The organism is Vibrio gallicus (genome assembly GCF_024346875.1).
GTDB lineage: Bacteria > Pseudomonadota > Gammaproteobacteria > Enterobacterales > Vibrionaceae > Vibrio > Vibrio gallicus.
In genome coordinates this window covers 432,731-450,205 of record NZ_AP024871.1, presented here as the reverse complement: position 1 = coordinate 450,205, position 17,475 = coordinate 432,731, and the positions used below count along the sequence as shown (strand labels likewise).

The 17,475-nt window shown below is 45.2% G+C and carries 10 protein-coding genes, 5 tRNA genes and 3 rRNA genes; 6 read left to right on the top strand and 12 right to left on the bottom strand.

Annotated features, from left to right (window positions below; translation table 11 throughout):
- Positions 1–6: 6 nt before the first annotated feature.
- Complete coding sequence (gene phoB, locus OCU28_RS02145; protein WP_261816722.1) at positions 7–696, bottom strand: phosphate regulon transcriptional regulator PhoB; 690 nt, start codon at positions 694–696, stop codon at positions 7–9.
- Between the two features lie 185 nt (positions 697–881).
- Here phoB and rdgC point away from each other — a divergent pair, with 185 nt between their 5' ends.
- The 6 genes from rdgC (at position 882) to OCU28_RS02115 (ending at position 5,722) form a co-directional block, all read left to right on the top strand.
- Positions 882–1,790: a recombination-associated protein RdgC gene (gene rdgC, locus OCU28_RS02140; RefSeq protein WP_261816721.1), complete on the top strand. Its 909-nt coding sequence runs from the start codon at positions 882–884 to the stop codon at positions 1,788–1,790.
- A 130-nt stretch (positions 1,791–1,920) separates the two neighbouring features.
- A complete protein-coding gene (gene trhP / locus OCU28_RS02135; RefSeq protein ID WP_261816720.1) occupies positions 1,921–3,279 on the top strand; it encodes a prephenate-dependent tRNA uridine(34) hydroxylase TrhP in 1,359 nt (452 codons plus the stop codon).
- A gap of 3 nt (positions 3,280–3,282) precedes the next feature.
- Positions 3,283–3,537 carry a YfhL family 4Fe-4S dicluster ferredoxin gene (locus tag OCU28_RS02130; RefSeq protein WP_261816719.1) on the top strand — a complete coding sequence of 85 codons (255 nt, stop codon included), beginning with the start codon at positions 3,283–3,285 and terminating at the stop codon, positions 3,535–3,537.
- A 73-nt stretch (positions 3,538–3,610) separates the two neighbouring features.
- Positions 3,611–4,063, top strand: a complete 453-nt coding sequence (locus OCU28_RS02125) for a DUF6314 family protein (protein WP_261816718.1) — start codon at positions 3,611–3,613, stop codon at positions 4,061–4,063.
- Between the two features lie 29 nt (positions 4,064–4,092).
- A complete protein-coding gene (locus tag OCU28_RS02120) occupies positions 4,093–4,932 on the top strand; it encodes a carboxylate/amino acid/amine transporter (RefSeq protein WP_261817414.1) in 840 nt (279 codons plus the stop codon).
- Positions 4,933–5,041: 109 nt separating this feature from the next.
- The gene (locus OCU28_RS02115) at positions 5,042–5,722 is read left to right on the top strand and encodes a metal-dependent hydrolase (RefSeq protein WP_261816717.1); all 681 of its coding nucleotides are present in this window, start codon (positions 5,042–5,044) and stop codon (positions 5,720–5,722) included.
- A 949-nt stretch (positions 5,723–6,671) separates the two neighbouring features.
- Here OCU28_RS02115 and OCU28_RS02110 read toward each other — a convergent pair.
- The 11 genes from OCU28_RS02110 to rluD form a co-directional block, all read right to left on the bottom strand.
- Positions 6,672–6,748: transfer RNA gene (locus tag OCU28_RS02110), tRNA-Asp, on the bottom strand.
- 90 nt (positions 6,749–6,838) lie between these two features.
- Positions 6,839–6,954, bottom strand: a 5S ribosomal RNA gene (gene rrf / locus OCU28_RS02105).
- A gap of 136 nt (positions 6,955–7,090) precedes the next feature.
- A 23S ribosomal RNA gene (locus tag OCU28_RS02100) occupies positions 7,091–9,980 on the bottom strand.
- A 434-nt stretch (positions 9,981–10,414) separates the two neighbouring features.
- A tRNA-Val gene (locus tag OCU28_RS02095) sits at positions 10,415–10,490 on the bottom strand.
- Positions 10,491–10,525: 35 nt separating this feature from the next.
- A tRNA-Ala gene (locus tag OCU28_RS02090) sits at positions 10,526–10,601 on the bottom strand.
- Positions 10,602–10,638: 37 nt separating this feature from the next.
- Positions 10,639–10,714: transfer RNA gene (locus tag OCU28_RS02085), tRNA-Lys, on the bottom strand.
- 2 nt (positions 10,715–10,716) lie between these two features.
- Positions 10,717–10,792, bottom strand: a tRNA-Glu gene (locus tag OCU28_RS02080).
- Between the two features lie 127 nt (positions 10,793–10,919).
- A 16S ribosomal RNA gene (locus tag OCU28_RS02075) occupies positions 10,920–12,472 on the bottom strand.
- Together the 16S, 23S and 5S rRNA genes with 5 tRNA genes alongside form the textbook arrangement of a ribosomal RNA operon.
- 540 nt (positions 12,473–13,012) lie before the next feature.
- On the bottom strand, positions 13,013–15,595 hold the full coding sequence (gene clpB / locus OCU28_RS02070; RefSeq protein ID WP_261816716.1) for an ATP-dependent chaperone ClpB: 2,583 nt from the start codon (positions 15,593–15,595) through the stop codon (positions 13,013–13,015).
- Positions 15,596–15,696: 101 nt separating this feature from the next.
- Positions 15,697–16,422 (bottom strand): peptidoglycan editing factor PgeF, encoded by a 726-nt coding sequence (gene pgeF, locus OCU28_RS02065; RefSeq protein WP_261816715.1) that lies wholly within the window; start codon positions 16,420–16,422, stop codon positions 15,697–15,699.
- Positions 16,422–17,396 carry a 23S rRNA pseudouridine(1911/1915/1917) synthase RluD gene (gene rluD, locus OCU28_RS02060; RefSeq protein ID WP_261816714.1) on the bottom strand — a complete coding sequence of 325 codons (975 nt, stop codon included), beginning with the start codon at positions 17,394–17,396 and terminating at the stop codon, positions 16,422–16,424. The genes pgeF and rluD overlap by 1 nt, the downstream gene beginning before the upstream one ends.
- Between the last annotated feature and the right edge of the window lie 79 nt (positions 17,397–17,475).

Below are 17,475 nucleotides of genomic sequence, written 5' to 3'. Positions count from 1 at the left end.
GAAGGACTATGCTTTTACAGAAAAGCGGTAACCAGCTCCGCGAACGGTTTGGATAAGCTTATGATGATCCGTCGCTTCTAACACTTTTCTTAATCTACGAATATGTACATCCACAGTGCGATCTTCAACATACACATTAGTGCCCCAAATATTATTTAGAAGCTGCTCACGGCTGTATACTCGCTCTTGGTGTGTCATAAAGAAGTGTAACATCTTAAACTCAGTTGGACCCATATCTAGCGGTTGATCAATTGCGGTAACGCGATGTGAAACAGGGTCTAGGCGTAACTTTTGAACATCAATAACATCTTCGGTTGATGTTGGTGAAGCTCGACGAATAACAGCCTTTAAACGAGCGACTAGCTCTTTAGGAGAGAATGGCTTAGTAATATAATCGTCAGCGCCAACCTCTAGCCCTTTAACTTTATCTTCTTCTTCACCTCGGGCGGTGAGCATTACTACTGGGATGCTACGCATCATCTCTTCGCGCTTGAGGTGTTTAATAAAGTTAATACCAGTACCACCAGGTAACATCCAATCCAGAAGAATAAGATCAGGAAATGGTTCCTTTAACTGGCTAATAGCAGTGTCATAATCTTCGGCTTCGACCGTCTCATAACCTTTCTGCTCTAAAACAAAGCAAAGCATTTCACGGATCGGTGCTTCATCCTCGACTACTAGGATTCTTCTAGACATTTCTTTTATTACCTCAGTTCATCTTAAGATACTACTATTATCAAGGTAAATTATGACAGTTTTGTGTCCATTGAAAACAAAAATTAATAATAAATTCACTATACAGCGCGCTTTTTATATTAGGCGAAAGGCACCGCTATAGATTATGATCGCATCTTTGCCGTCCAAAAATTAGAGTCTTTATTATGTGGTTCAAAAACTGCCTTGTTTACCGATTCAATCGTGAAATTGATATCAACCTGGAAAAACTAGAACAGCAACTGAGTGAATTTCAATTCAGCCCTTGTGGTAGCCAAGACAAACAAAAGTTTGGTTGGGCTTATGCAATGCCTGGACAAGATCAACTCTTAAGCCACCAAGCCGAAGGTAAAATTTTGCTATGTGCAAAAAAAGAAGAAAAGTTGCTTCCAGCATCGGTGGTTAATGAGGCCGTTGCCAATAAAGTTGACCTTTTAGAGCAGCAAGAAAATCGTCGCCTTAAAAAGACTGAGCGAGACACCATCAAAGATGATGTGCTGATGGATTTACTCCCAAGAGCATTCTCACGCAGTCAGCGCACATTCTTACTTATTTCTATCGCTGATGGGGTCATCTTAGTTGATTCCGCAAGCAGTAAAAAAGCAGAAGATGCACTTTCTTTACTGCGTAAAACACTCGGCAGTCTTCCTGTGGTTCCTGCACTACCGAATACTCCAGTAGAAGCAACCCTTACCGCTTGGGTCGACGCAGATAACGCACCAACAAGCTTTGAGGTTTTACAAGAAGCAGAATTGAAGTCAGCAGTTGAAGACGGCGGTATTATTCGTTGCAAGCAACAAGACCTGCAAAGTGAAGAGATTAAAAATCATATTTTGGCCAACAAACTAGTCACTAAACTTGCCCTTAATTGGGAGAACCGTATTGAGTTTGTATTGGCTGACGATGCCAGCTTGAAGCGCCTTAAGTTTGGCGACGACATCAAAGATCAAAATGATGATATTCCTCGTGAAGATAAAAGTGCTCGCTTTGATGCAGACTTTTCACTAATGAGTAGTGAGTTAATATCATTGGTTGCAGACTTACATCAAGCACTTGGTGGCCTCGAACAGTCGTAACATCAACTAGAATTAGGCTTGTACTATTTTTTTGTGGCGATTTTTACATCAATGCCGTAAAATTCGCCCTCCTTTATATCCCATCATTTAGTGATGCGATCCTGACTTGATATCAGAAAGAGTGTACAAGATGTTCAAACCAGAATTACTATCGCCTGCCGGCAGCCTTAAGAATATGCGTTATGCCTTTGCATATGGCGCAGATGCCGTTTATGCAGGACAACCACGTTACAGCCTTCGTGTAAGAAACAATGAGTTCAACCACGAAAACCTACAGATCGGGATCGACGAAGCGCACGCTCAAGGAAAGAAGCTGTACGTTGTTTGTAACATCCAGCCGCACAACTCAAAATTAAAAACCTTTATTCGTGACCTTAAACCTGTGGTAGAGATGGGCCCTGATGCCTTAATCATGTCTGACCCAGGCCTAATCATGATGGTACGCGAAGCCTTCCCTGAGATGCCTATTCACCTTTCAGTACAAGCGAATGCGGTAAACTGGGCTACAGTAAAATTCTGGTCTTCACAGGGTGTAGAGCGCGTAATTCTGTCTCGTGAACTATCTCTTGAAGAAATTGCAGAGGTGCGTGAGCACTGCCCTGATACTGAGCTAGAGATCTTTGTTCACGGCGCACTATGCATGGCTTACTCTGGCCGTTGTTTACTATCAGGCTACATTAATAAGCGTGATCCAAACCAAGGGACATGTACCAACGCATGTCGTTGGGAATACAAAGCAGAAAAAGCAACTGAAGATGATGCAGGCCAAATCGTTGAGATTCAACAACCTGAAGAGCGCCCAGACAATACCCTTGGTCTAGGCAAACCGACCGATGAGGTTGTGCTTCTATCTGAATCTCACCGCCCAGAAGAAAAAATGGCGGCATTTGAGGACGAACACGGCACCTATATTATGAATTCAAAAGACCTGCGTGCAGTTCAACATGTTGAGCGTCTGACTAAGATGGGTGTGCATTCACTTAAAATTGAAGGCCGTACCAAATCTTTCTACTATTGTGCACGTACAGCCCAAGTTTATCGTAAAGCTATCGATGATGCGGTTGCAGGTAAACCATTTGATGAGAACCTACTTGGCACTCTTGAGAGCCTTGCTCACCGTGGTTACACCGAAGGTTTCCTACGCCGTCATACTCACGATACTTATCAAAACTATGACTACGGTTACTCCGTGTCTGATTCGCAGCAGTTTGTTGGGGAATTTACCGGTAAACGCCGTGGCGACTTAGTTGAAGTTGAAGTTAAAAACAAATTTATTGTCGGTGATAGCCTTGAGCTGATGACCCCAAACGGCAATATTGTATTTAACCTAGAAGTAATGGAAAACCGTAAGTCTGAGAGTATTGATGATGCAAAAGGCAATGGCCACTTTGTATTTATTCCTGTACCTAAAGATGTAGATCTAGAGTTTGGATTACTGATGCGCAACCTAAATGCAGGTCAAGATACGCGTAACCCAACAGGTAAGTAACCCATGGCGCTACTGATCCAAAGCAGTTGTATTAACTGTGATATGTGTGAACCTGAATGCCCTAACAATGCAATTAGCATGGGTGACTCTATATATGAAATTGACCCAGATTTATGTACTGAGTGTAAAGGGCATTATGATGTACCAACTTGTAAATCGGTATGCCCGATAACCAAATGTATTATCACAGATCCACAGCGAGTTGAAACAGAAGCTGAACTTCTTGAGAAATTCGTGGTTATTCAAGGGCTGGCGTGATTCGTTAATCAACAATAAAAATCCGATACTCATTATTGAGTGTCGGATTTTTTCATTTAATAGGTATTAATTTATGTTTGATCTGTGGCGTACACTACATACCATAACTCAATATCAATATCTGTCACAACCGGGTAAAAACTCAATCATGGGTTGGGCTGGAAGCGGTAAAGGTCGCGTTGAAACGCAATTAAATAATGACACCATATACTTTACTGAGTCGGGTGAATTCATTCTTTCTCAGAATGGCTATAAAGTAGAAACGAGTAATGAGTTCATCTGGAGTAGGGTCTCAAATACTCGCATAAAACTTTATCACTCACGCTTTGGAAGAGAACAAAAAGTTGAGTTATTTGAGCTTGTCTATGACAGTGACTCTAAAGCGTGGGAGAGCGAACAAGCACACCTATGTGGGGATGATATCTACAGTGGAAAAGTGCTTGAAAGTGAGCGCGGACTAGAGTTCTTTTGGACTATCGCAGGTCCACGTAAAGAAGAAAATTTACATTACTATTATTCGAGGTAAGCGTGGGATACTTAATTGCAACAACCATCATGTGGTCACTTTCTTTTAGTTTAATTGGTGTTTATCTTGCAGGGCAAGTGGATGCATATGTGTCGGTCTGGCTCCGTATTGCTCTAGCAGCATTGGTTTTTGTACCCCTACTACGCATTAAAGCAGTATCTAGCAAAGAGGCTATTCAACTAATGGCCATTGGCGGCATACAACTTGGGCTGATGTATATCTTCTACTACCAATCGTTTTTACTATTATCCGTCCCTGAAGTTTTAATATTTACCGTCTTTACTCCTATTTATGTAACGCTTATCTATGATGCGCTTAACAAGCAGTTTAACCCTTGGTATCTATTGACTGCATTAATTGCCGTCGCCGGAGCTGTCGTTATTCGATATGACAGCATAACTGAAAATTACTTAGTTGGTTTCTTAGTTGTACAGTGCTCAAACCTTTGTTTTGCCTTTGGCCAAGTTGGATATAAATATTTCAAAGAATCACGCCCACAGATGCACCAAAAAGAGATTTTTGGTTGGTTTTATATCGGTGCTTTAATCATTGTTAGCATTGCATGGTTACTATGGGGTAAGGCTGAGATGCCGACACAACCTTTACAACTGGGTATACTTTTATGGTTAGGTGTCGGTGCTTCTGGTGTTGGCTATTTTCTTTGGAACCGCGGTGCCAGTAAGGTTGATCCTGGGTATCTCGCAATCATGAATAATGCTTTGATTCCAGCAGGACTTATTGTAAATGTAACCATTTGGAATCGTGATGAAGATATTCCGCGCTTAATAATTGGCGGTATGATCATTCTTCTCGCTCTATTTATCCATTCAAAGATCAAGCGTAATAGCCCTTCAAGTAAACAAGTCTAACCTAAAGCTCTAGTGCCCTTTTTTATGTATTCATATATTGAAGGGCACCACTTTATTGGCATATTGATTAAACTTACTGCTATAGATATTGAGTAAGAGTAATAAGCTGATGAAGATAACAAGCTTGGGCCATGCGGCCTACCTTATCGAAGGTAACAGAGTCAAAGCACTTATCGACCCTTTTCTTAGTGGTAACCCCAATACAGAATATGATGAGTATTCTTTTAATGACATCAGCCATATTTTCGTCACTCATGGACACGCCGATCACCTAGGCGATACGATAAATATAGCTAAACGATGTAATGCGACTGTCATAGCTAACGCCGAGATTTGCGGCGAACTCAACAAGCTTGAAGTAAAGACTCATGGCATGCACATTGGCGGGCGTTTTCAGTTCGATTTTGGCAAGGTTAAAATGACTCCAGCCCTACACGGATCACGCTTAGACCTGCCCAATGGCGCAGTGTATGGTGGTAATCCCGGTGGCTATATTATTGAAGTGGATGGCGTTAAGCTATATCACGCGGGTGATACTGGTTTAAGCGTTGAAATGACCTTAATCCGTAAAGAAAATCTCGATATAGCACTATTACCCATTGGTGGTAACTACACCATGGATATTGAAGATGCCTTACTGGCAGCAGATATGCTTAAAGCAAAGCTAACTATCCCAATGCATTACGATACCTTTCCTTTGATCAAAGCTAACCCTCATACCTTTATACAATCACTCCCTGATAAGCTTAAAGGCTGCTTATTGGCAGTTGGGGAATCGTTGGAAGTGTAGGGATTTTGGTGCAGAATAGAACTTAAAAAGTCCGATACTTGTGTATCGGCTTTTTAAATAAGTGGCTTCGTTTCCGGGACTCGAACCCGCGACCCCCGGCGTGACAGGTCGGCTTTCTTTCCAAGGTGTAGCAACCAACTGAACTGCCGTTCCTATTAATATGCCAAACGTATTAATATGCCGAAGCTCACTTTTATGAAGACGAAAAAAAACCGATACTTTCATATCGGTTTTTTTAATAAGTGGCTTCGTTTCCGGGACTCGAACCCGCGACCCCCGGCGTGACAGGTCGGCTTTCTTTCCAAGGTGTAGCAACCAACTGAACTGCCGTTCCTATTAATATGCCAAACGTATTAATATGCCGAAGCTCACTTTTATGGAGACGAAAAAAAACCGATACTTTCGTATCGGTTTTTTTAATAAGTGGCTTCGTTTCCGGGACTCGAACCCGCGACCCCCGGCGTGACAGGTCGGCTTTCTTTCCAAGGTGTAGCAACCAACTGAACTGCCGTTCCTATTAATATGCCAAACGTATTAATATGCCGAAGCTCACTTTTATGGAGACGAAAAAAAACCGATACTTTCGTATCGGTTTTTTTAATAAGTGGCTTCGTTTCCGGGACTCGAACCCGCGACCCCCGGCGTGACAGGTCGGCTTTCTTTCCAAGGTGTAGCAACCAACTGAACTGCCGTTCCTATTAATATGCCAAACGTATTAATATGCCGAAGCTCACTTTTATGGAGACGAAAAAAAACCGATACTTTCGTATCGGTTTTTTTAATAAGTGGCTTCGTTTCCGGGACTCGAACCCGCGACCCCCGGCGTGACAGGTCGGCTTTCTTTCCAAGGTGTAGCAACCAACTGAACTGCCATTCGTATTTATATGCCGGTGTTCACTTTTATGAAGACGAAAAAAAACCGATACTTTCGTATCGGTTTTTTAATAAGTGGCGGAGTGGACGGGACTCGAACCCGCGACCCCCGGCGTGACAGGCCGGTATTCTAACCAACTGAACTACCACTCCGCAGTGGTATCTTTTACTAAATAAAGTCTTAGCGTTGGTCGCTTTATTTAGTTTTGTTTCCAGATTATTCAATCTAAAAACGCAATTAAAGCCTGGCGATGTCCTACTCTCACATGGGGAAACCCCACACTACCATCGGCGCTACTGTGTTTCACTTCTGAGTTCGGCATGGAATCAGGTGGGTCCACAGCGCTATGGTCGCCAAGCAAATTTCTTATTTGTCTTCAGCTTTTTCAAAAAAAGCTAAAAGCAAAAATTAATAATTCGGAAAGCTATATTTAAAAGTTATTGTCACACATTCAAAGTTCTTACTTCGAGTCCACAAAACCCCTTGGGTGTTGTATGGTTAAGCCTCACGGGCAATTAGTACAGGTTAGCTCAATGCCTCGCAGCACTTACACACCCTGCCTATCAACGTTCTAGTCTCGAACAACCCTTCAGGACACTTAAAGTGCCAGGGAAGACTCATCTCAGGGCTCGCTTCCCGCTTAGATGCTTTCAGCGGTTATCGATTCCGAACTTAGCTACCGGGCAATGCCATTGGCATGACAACCCGAACACCAGAGGTTCGTCCACTCCGGTCCTCTCGTACTAGGAGCAGCCCCCTTCAATCTTCCAACGCCCACGGCAGATAGGGACCGAACTGTCTCACGACGTTCTAAACCCAGCTCGCGTACCACTTTAAATGGCGAACAGCCATACCCTTGGGACCGACTTCAGCCCCAGGATGTGATGAGCCGACATCGAGGTGCCAAACACCGCCGTCGATATGAACTCTTGGGCGGTATCAGCCTGTTATCCCCGGAGTACCTTTTATCCGTTGAGCGATGGCCCTTCCATTCAGAACCACCGGATCACTATGACCTGCTTTCGCACCTGCTCGAATTGTCATTCTCGCAGTCAAGCGGGCTTATGCCATTGCACTAACCACACGATGTCCAACCGTGTTTAGCCCACCTTCGTGCTCCTCCGTTACTCTTTGGGAGGAGACCGCCCCAGTCAAACTACCCACCAGGCACTGTCCTCATCCCCGATAAGGGGACTAAGTTAGAACATCAACACTACAAGGGTGGTATTTCAAGGACGGCTCCAACGATACTAGCGTACCGTCTTCAAAGCCTCCCACCTATCCTACACATGTAGGGTCAATGTTCAGTGCCAAGCTGTAGTAAAGGTTCACGGGGTCTTTCCGTCTAGCCGCGGGTACACTGCATCTTCACAGCGATTTCAATTTCACTGAGTCTCGGGTGGAGACAGCGTGGCCATCATTACGCCATTCGTGCAGGTCGGAACTTACCCGACAAGGAATTTCGCTACCTTAGGACCGTTATAGTTACGGCCGCCGTTTACCGGGGCTTCGATCAAGAGCTTCGACCGAAGTCTAACCCCATCAATTAACCTTCCGGCACCGGGCAGGCGTCACACCGTATACGTCATCTTACGATTTTGCACAGTGCTGTGTTTTTAATAAACAGTTGCAGCCACCTGGTATCTGCGACTCCTAGTAGCTCCATCCGCAAGGGACTTCACCGCCAAGAGCGTACCTTCTCCCGAAGTTACGGTACCATTTTGCCTAGTTCCTTCACCCGAGTTCTCTCAAGCGCCTTGGTATTCTCTACCCGACCACCTGTGTCGGTTTGGGGTACGATTTCTTATAATCTGAAGCTTAGAGGCTTTTCCTGGAAGCATGGCATCAATGACTTCACTGCACGTAGCAGCTCGACATCGTATCTCAGCGTTAAGAAAGTCCGGATTTACCTAAACCTTCCGCCTACATACTTGAACCTGGACAACCATCGCCAGGCCCACCTAGCCTTCTCCGTCCCCCCATCGCAATTATAAGAAGTACGGGAATATTAACCCGTTTCCCATCGACTACGCCTTTCGGCCTCGCCTTAGGGGTCGACTTACCCTGCCCCGATTAACGTTGGACAGGAACCCTTGGTCTTCCGGCGAGGGGGTTTTTCACCCCCTTTATCGTTACTCATGTCAGCATTCGCACTTCTGATACGTCCAGCAGCCCTTACAGACCACCTTCAACCGCTTACAGAACGCTCCCCTACCCCGCATACAAAAGTATGCAGCCGCAGCTTCGGTGTATAGCTTAGCCCCGTTACATCTTCCGCGCAGGCCGACTCGACCAGTGAGCTATTACGCTTTCTTTAAATGATGGCTGCTTCTAAGCCAACATCCTGGCTGTCTGAGCCTTCCCACATCGTTTCCCACTTAGCTATACTTTGGGACCTTAGCTGGCGGTCTGGGTTGTTTCCCTCTCCACGACGGACGTTAGCACCCGCCGTGTGTCTCCCGGATAGTACTCAATGGTATTCGGAGTTTGCAAAGGGTTGGTAAGTCGGGATGACCCCCTAGCCTTAACAGTGCTCTACCCCCATTGGTATTCGTCCGAGGCGCTACCTAAATAGCTTTCGGGGAGAACCAGCTATCTCCAGGTTTGATTGGCCTTTCACCCCTAGCCACAAGTCATCCGCTAATTTTTCAACATTAGTCGGTTCGGTCCTCCAGTTGATGTTACTCAACCTTCAACCTGCCCATGGCTAGATCACCTGGTTTCGGGTCTAATTCTAGCAACTCGACGCCCAGTTAAGACTCGGTTTCCCTACGGCTCCCCTATACGGTTAACCTTGCTACTAAAATTAAGTCGCTGACCCATTATACAAAAGGTACGCAGTCACGCTTCGAGGCGCTCCTACTGCTTGTACGTACACGGTTTCAGGTTCTATTTCACTCCCCTCACAGGGGTTCTTTTCGCCTTTCCCTCACGGTACTGGTTCACTATCGGTCAGTCAGTAGTATTTAGCCTTGGAGGATGGTCCCCCCATGTTCAAACAGGATATCACGTGTCCCGCCTTACTCGTTTTCACTTAAAATGCGTTGTCGGTTACGGGGCTATCACCCTATATTGCGAGACTTTCCAGACTCTTCACCTGACGCATTAAAAGCTTAAGGGCTAATCCAATTTCGCTCGCCGCTACTTTCGGAATCTCGGTTGATTTCTCTTCCTTCGGGTACTTAGATGTTTCAGTTCCCCGAGTTTGCCTCATTAACCTATGTATTCAGTTAATGATACGTGCTTATGCACGTGGGTTTCCCCATTCAGAAATCCCAGACTCAAATGGTTATTACTACCTAATCTGGGCTTATCGCAAGTTATTACGTCTTTCATCGCCTCTGACTGCCAAGGCATCCACCGTGTACGCTTAGTCACTTAACCATACAACCCCAAAGGGTCTTGCTTAACGCAATGCGTTTGCTACAACGCAGTATGACGTTTCCAAGGTGCGTTATCTCTTTATTATGAGCGAGATAACATTCGATTTTGCCGGACTCAAATTTGAATGCACTCTGGCAAGAATGCATTCCCAAGAACACTTGAATGTGTGTTGGTACCTAAATCCCTCTTTACTTAAAAAGAAGTACTTAGGATTTGAGAACTTTTAAATTTGATAAATAATGCTTTCTCCGTATAAAACTGGACATTATTTATCGTCAGCTTTCCAAATTGTTAAAGAGCATGTATTTCTAGCCAAAAGGCAATAAAAAACATTTTCTAATTACTTTCAGTTACTTCGCTTAGGCGACAAAAATCCCAACCAGCATCAATTTCTTGTTCTGGTTTGGAATACGTTTCCAAAAATAGTTAGAGAATGGTGGGCGATACCGGGCTCGAACCAGTGACCCCCTCCTTGTAAGGGAGGTGCTCTCCCAACTGAGCTAATCGCCCACATTTTATTGTTCAGTGGTATGAACATTCTAAGATGGTGGAGCTATGCGGGATCGAACCGCAGACCTCCTGCGTGCAAGGCAGGCGCTCTCCCAGCTGAGCTATAGCCCCATCTTAGGAACTATTTTCTCCTTTTAAAGGGAGAAAATGGTGGGTCGTGCAGGATTCGAACCTGCGACCAATTGATTAAAAGTCAACTGCTCTACCAGCTGAGCTAACGACCCAATGGTATCCCGTAGGGGAGTCGAACCCCTGTTACCGCCGTGAAAGGGCGGTGTCCTAGGCCTCTAGACGAACGGGACACTAGATTCACATTTACTCCAAAGAGCAAACGCAAATTGTTGAAGCGCCTTGGGGGGCACTTCAAAATCTCTTTACTTTCTAAACCATATCAATCTGTGTGGACACTCATCGTGAATAATCATCGTATAAGGAGGTGATCCAGCCCCAGGTTCCCCTAGGGCTACCTTGTTACGACTTCACCCCAGTCATGAACCACAAAGTGGTAAGCGTTCTCCCGAAGGTTAAACTACCTACTTCTTTTGCAGCCCACTCCCATGGTGTGACGGGCGGTGTGTACAAGGCCCGGGAACGTATTCACCGTAGCATTCTGATCTACGATTACTAGCGATTCCGACTTCATGGAGTCGAGTTGCAGACTCCAATCCGGACTACGACGCACTTTTTGGGATTCGCTCACCATCGCTGGCTCGCCGCCCTCTGTATGCGCCATTGTAGCACGTGTGTAGCCCTACTCGTAAGGGCCATGATGACTTGACGTCGTCCCCACCTTCCTCCGGTTTATCACCGGCAGTCTCCCTGGAGTTCCCACCATTACGTGCTGGCAAACAAGGATAGGGGTTGCGCTCGTTGCGGGACTTAACCCAACATTTCACAACACGAGCTGACGACAGCCATGCAGCACCTGTCTCAGAGTTCCCGAAGGCACTAAGCTATCTCTAGCGAATTCTCTGGATGTCAAGAGTAGGTAAGGTTCTTCGCGTTGCATCGAATTAAACCACATGCTCCACCGCTTGTGCGGGCCCCCGTCAATTCATTTGAGTTTTAATCTTGCGACCGTACTCCCCAGGCGGTCTACTTAACGCGTTAGCTCCGAAAGCCACGGCTCAAGGCCACAACCTCCAAGTAGACATCGTTTACGGCGTGGACTACCAGGGTATCTAATCCTGTTTGCTCCCCACGCTTTCGCATCTGAGTGTCAGTATCTGTCCAGGGGGCCGCCTTCGCCACTGGTATTCCTTCAGATCTCTACGCATTTCACCGCTACACCTGAAATTCTACCCCCCTCTACAGTACTCTAGCCTGCCAGTTTCAAATGCGGTTCCGAGGTTGAGCCCCGGGCTTTCACATCTGACTTAACAAACCACCTGCATGCGCTTTACGCCCAGTAATTCCGATTAACGCTCGCACCCTCCGTATTACCGCGGCTGCTGGCACGGAGTTAGCCGGTGCTTCTTCTGTCGCTAACGTCAAACGATGCAGCTATTAACTACAACGCCTTCCTCACGACTGAAAGTACTTTACAACCCGAAGGCCTTCTTCATACACGCGGCATGGCTGCATCAGGCTTGCGCCCATTGTGCAATATTCCCCACTGCTGCCTCCCGTAGGAGTCTGGACCGTGTCTCAGTTCCAGTGTGGCTGATCATCCTCTCAGACCAGCTAGGGATCGTCGCCTTGGTGAGCCATTACCTCACCAACTAGCTAATCCCACCTGGGCTAATCTTGACGCGAGAGGTCCGAAGATCCCCCTCTTTGGCCCGTAGGCATTATGCGGTATTAGCTATCGTTTCCAATAGTTATCCCCCACATCAAGGCATATACCCAGGCATTACTCACCCGTCCGCCGCTCGACGCCCAATAAATCACCCGAAGGGTCAATGTTGTCGTTTCCGCTCGACTTGCATGTGTTAGGCCTGCCGCCAGCGTTCAATCTGAGCCATGATCAAACTCTTCAATTAAAGTTTTGTTGCATCTAAGATGCGGCTCAATGAATACTGACTTCAAAACTGTTCCTTACTCGAAAGTAAGAAGTAATTTTAAAGCTATTATCGTTCCAACAGAACGATAATGAATTGACTGTGCTCTTATCGGTCTTTACTTTTAAAAAAGTAAAATAAAACAGCTCAAGGCTGCACCCAATTTGATTTTGGTCACTCAGTTCATTGATAAATCTTTTCGATTATCATCAACGAGTGCCCACACAGATTGATAGGTTTAAATTGTTAAAGAGCTTGCTTTCGAGGCTTACCTCTCAAGCGGACGGCCTATTCTAATGAAATAATTATTAGTGTCAAACACTTTTTATCAATCAATTCATGTTTTTAGAACCGCTTATTGTCAGCGACTTTTATCGTGACAACGGAGGCGCATTATAAGAATAAAACGCCTCCTGACAAGCCCAAAATGGCTTTTTTTTAAAAAAAAAGTGTAATTGAGCGAATATTGAACATAGCAAACGTTTACGTGACTTTTTTAGCCCTGTAATCCCCTACTTGCGCTCATTGTTTTACTTGTTTTGCCACAATATGTTCATCCTTAACCTCAAGCTGGATAGGGAGTGTTGGGATAAATTCCCCAGCTAGTAGTGATTTAGCGAGTGGATTCTCAATATATTGCTGAATCGCTCTTTTAAGGGGCCTTGCTCCATATACTGGATCAAAACCAATTTGCGCAATTTTATCTAACGCCTGTGCGCTTATCACCAAATGGAACTCTTTTGCCTCTAAACGCTTAATTAGTGCATTTAACTGAATCGAGGCTATGTTCTTAATATGCTCTTGGCCTAACGGGTGGAATACAACGCTCTCATCTACGCGGTTTAAGAACTCTGGACGAAAATGATTTTTCACCACTTCCATCACCCTCTCTTTCATCTGCGTATAGCTAGTTTCGCCAAATCCATCATGAATCTGAGTCGACCCTAGGTTTGAGGTCATAATTAGCACCGTGTTACGGAAATCAACGGTTCGTCCTTGGCCATCAGTTAATCGACCATCATCCAATACTTGTAATAGGATATTGAACACATCAGGATGCGCTTTCTCCACTTCATCAAGTAAAATAACCGAATAAGGTTTACGGCGAACAGCCTCGGTTAAATACCCTCCCTCTTCATAGCCTACATAACCAGGAGGTGCACCGACCAATCTTGCAACTGAGTGTTTTTCCATGAATTCTGACATATCAATACGCACCATTGCCTCTTGACTATCAAACATGAAATTGGCCAGTGTTTTGCAAAGCTCTGTTTTACCAACCCCTGTTGGACCTAAAAATAAAAACGAACCAATAGGCTTGTTTGGATCCGATAAGCCCGCTCGACTGCGACGTATGGCATCGGCCACCGCATCTACAGCTTCATTTTGCCCAATGACACTGCGGTGCAACTCTTGCTCCATGCGCAGCAGTTTACCCTTCTCGGCTTCCAACATTTTTGAAACCGGAATACCCGTCTGCTTGGAGAGTACCTCGGCAATTTCAGCATCAGACACTTTATTTCGCAGCAGTGTCATTTCTATTTGCTCGACATTACTCGCCAATTCCAACTGTTTTTCTAGCTCAGGAATACGACCATATTGCAGTTCAGACATACGATTAAGGTCGCCCGCTCGACGTGCGAACTCAAGGTCTAGACGTGCTTGCTCAATCTCTGCTTTGATATTTTGAGTGCCAGAAAGTGACGCTTTTTCAGCAGTCCAAACTTCATCAAATTCCGCATATTGACGCTCTTTGTCGGTAAGCTCTTCATTGATTAACGCAATACGCTTTCGACTGGCATCATCGTCTTCTTTATGTAGTGCTTGCTGCTCCATTTTTAATTGAATAATTTTGCGGTCAAGCTTATCCATAACCTCTGGTTTTGAATCAATTTGTATACGAATCGATGATGCAGCCTCATCAATAAGATCTATCGCTTTATCTGGTAACTGTCTATCCGTGACATAACGGTGTGAAAGGGTTGCCGCGGCGACTATAGCAGGATCGGTAATATCAACGTGGTGGTGAAGCTCGTACTTCTCTTTTAATCCACGTAATATCGCAATGGTATCCTCTACACTAGGTTCATCGACTAATACCTTTTGGAAGCGGCGCTCCAAGGCAGGATCTTTCTCTATATATTGGCGGTGTTCATCTAATGTAGTCGCTCCAACACAATGAAGCTCGCCTCTAGCTAGCGCCGGTTTTAGCATATTACCGGCATCCATTGCCCCTTCGCCTTTACCTGCGCCGACCATGGTATGCATTTCATCAATAAAGAGAATTATATTGCCCTCTTCTTGAGCCAACTCATTAAGTACCGCTTTTAAACGCTCTTCAAACTCACCTCTATATTTAGCGCCTGCGATCAAAGCCCCCATATCCAGAGCGAGCACGCGACGACCTTTAAGTCCTTCCGGAACTTCATCATTGATAATACGCTGTGCCAAGCCTTCCAAAATCGCAGTCTTACCAACACCAGGCTCACCAATTAGAACTGGGTTATTTTTGGTTCGGCGTTGTAACACTTGAATAGTACGGCGTATTTCATCATCTCGACCAATCACTGGATCTAGCTTACCCTGCTCTGCACGGGCGGTGAGGTCTATGGTGTATTTTTCTAAGGCTTGGCGCTGCTCTTCTGCGTTGGGGTCGTCAACCTTTTGACCACCGGTGATCTTTTCGATCGCCTCGATGATTTTTCTTTCGCTCAGCCCCTGAGATTTTAATATAGGCCCCAGCTGACTGCTGTCATGAATCGCAGCTTGTAGAAAAAGCTCAGAGGATATATAGCTATCATTTCGTTTCTGAGAAAACTTATCACAAAGATTGAGAAGCTTAGTTAACGCTTGGGATACCTGAACATCCACTGCCATCCCACTTACTTTAGGTAGCTTGTCGAGCTGCTCAGACAACTGAGCGCGAAGCTTGGCAATGTCAACCTGAAGCAGGGACATTAATGGACGAATACTACCGCCATTTTGATTAAGCAGTGCAGATAATAGATGGGCTGGTTCTATATATTGATGATCTCGGCCAACCGCTAGAGATTGTGCATCCGAGATTGCGGCTTGGAATTTTCCAGTTAATCGATCAAAACGCATTTCGAACTCCTTTGAATACAAACTCACTTGTTTACTTTATATTCAAATGGATGCGCGAAACGCATTTTTCAAGGCTGGCTCACCTTATACTTTGTACTACTCTAGTCTGTTATCCAGATAAAGCTTGCTTGACGGCCAGTATTAGATTGTCTTCTATAGGAAAAGAATGTCTCAGGATTGGAGTAGGTGCACAGATTCGATAAAGCGACATCTTTACACCCCATACGGGTTAAGCGTAGCTTGGCTAATAGCGGTAAATCAGCCATAAATTTTCCCGGTTTGTGTTGTATAAAGGCAATCGCATCACTTGGTTCAATATCAACAAACTGTTGGCGAACCTCTTCGCCCACTTCAAAGGCTTCGACGCCAATTGCAGGACCAATCCAAGCTGTAACGTCTTGTGCAAAGCACTCAAGTGTATTCTCTAAAATACCACCGACCAGTCCCCGCCACCCTGCATGGGTAGCAGCCACTTGCTGACCATTTTTACTGGCAAACAAAACGGGTAAACAATCGGCGGTCATAACACTCAATACAACCCCTGGTGTAGAAGTAACCAAGGCATCGGATTCAATGGCTGAGATTGAAGGACTATCAACCGAGGCAACAACGGTCGAGTGGGTCTGATTCATCCATATAGCAGCGCTAGGCATATTACTTACCTGCTGCAAGTGCTGACGATTGCGCTGTACTAGCTCTGGATCATCAGACACATGCATACCTAAATTAAGACTTGCAAAGTCTCCTGTTGAAAAGCCGCCAGTACGAGTAGAACTGACTGCTTGCACAGTATTAGGCAATGCCCATTTAGGACGAATAAAACTCATTAATAGTCGTCTTCTGGGTTCAGTTTGGCATCGATACGCAGCGCTTCTGCCATCTGCACCATATCATCTGGCACAGGAGCATGAAAACTCATCTCTTCACCCGTTGTTGGGTGTATAAATTTAAGCATAACCGCATGCAAAGCTTGGCGATCAAAACTACGAATCATCTCCGTCAGTTTCTCAGACGCACCTTTTGGAATACGAGCTCGTCCTCCATAGGCTATATCTCCTAACAACGGATGTTGTAAATAGGACATATGCACACGTATTTGGTGAGTACGGCCAGTTTCTAGGCGTAAACGGATACGAGTGTGCTCACGAAAGTGCTCAGCTACACGGTAATGGGTGACAGCGGGTTTACCCAACTCATTGACAGCCATAAGGGTGCGCTTATTTGGATGGCGGCCAATCGGCTTTTCAATCATGCCACCAGCGGTCATTTTACCGATCGCAATCGCTTCATATTCACGTGTAATACGACGCTTTTGTAGCGTACGAACTAAACGAGTTTGGGTTGGTACATTTTTAGCGACAACCATCAAACCTGTGGTGTCTTTATCCAGACGGTGCACGATACCAGCGCGTGGCACTTCTGCAATCTGCGGATAATGGAACAGCAATGCATTCAATACAGTACTGTCGGGAGTACCCGCTCCAGGGTGCACAACAAATCCACGCGGTTTATTGATAACTAAAAGATCTTCATCTTCGTATACAATATCGAGAGGTAAGTCTTGGGCTTCCCAGCGTTCTTCATCTTCGATTTCAGCGACGACAGTGATCTCTTCTCCCCCCATAACTCGTATGCGGGGCTTAGTAATAACCTTGCCATCAACGGAAACGTTTCCGTTTAACAACCATTCTTTCAAGCGTGAGCGAGAGAAATCATCAAATAGCTCAGCTAGAGCTTGATCAAGTCTTTGCCCTAATTGGCTTGGATTAACGGTATTTTTTAACTCTATTTTTTGGGCCATATCGAACTTTTTAAAAAACTGTGGGACTAATGCTTACGACTATGAAAAAATAGACGTTTCGGTTATTGTATCTGCTATC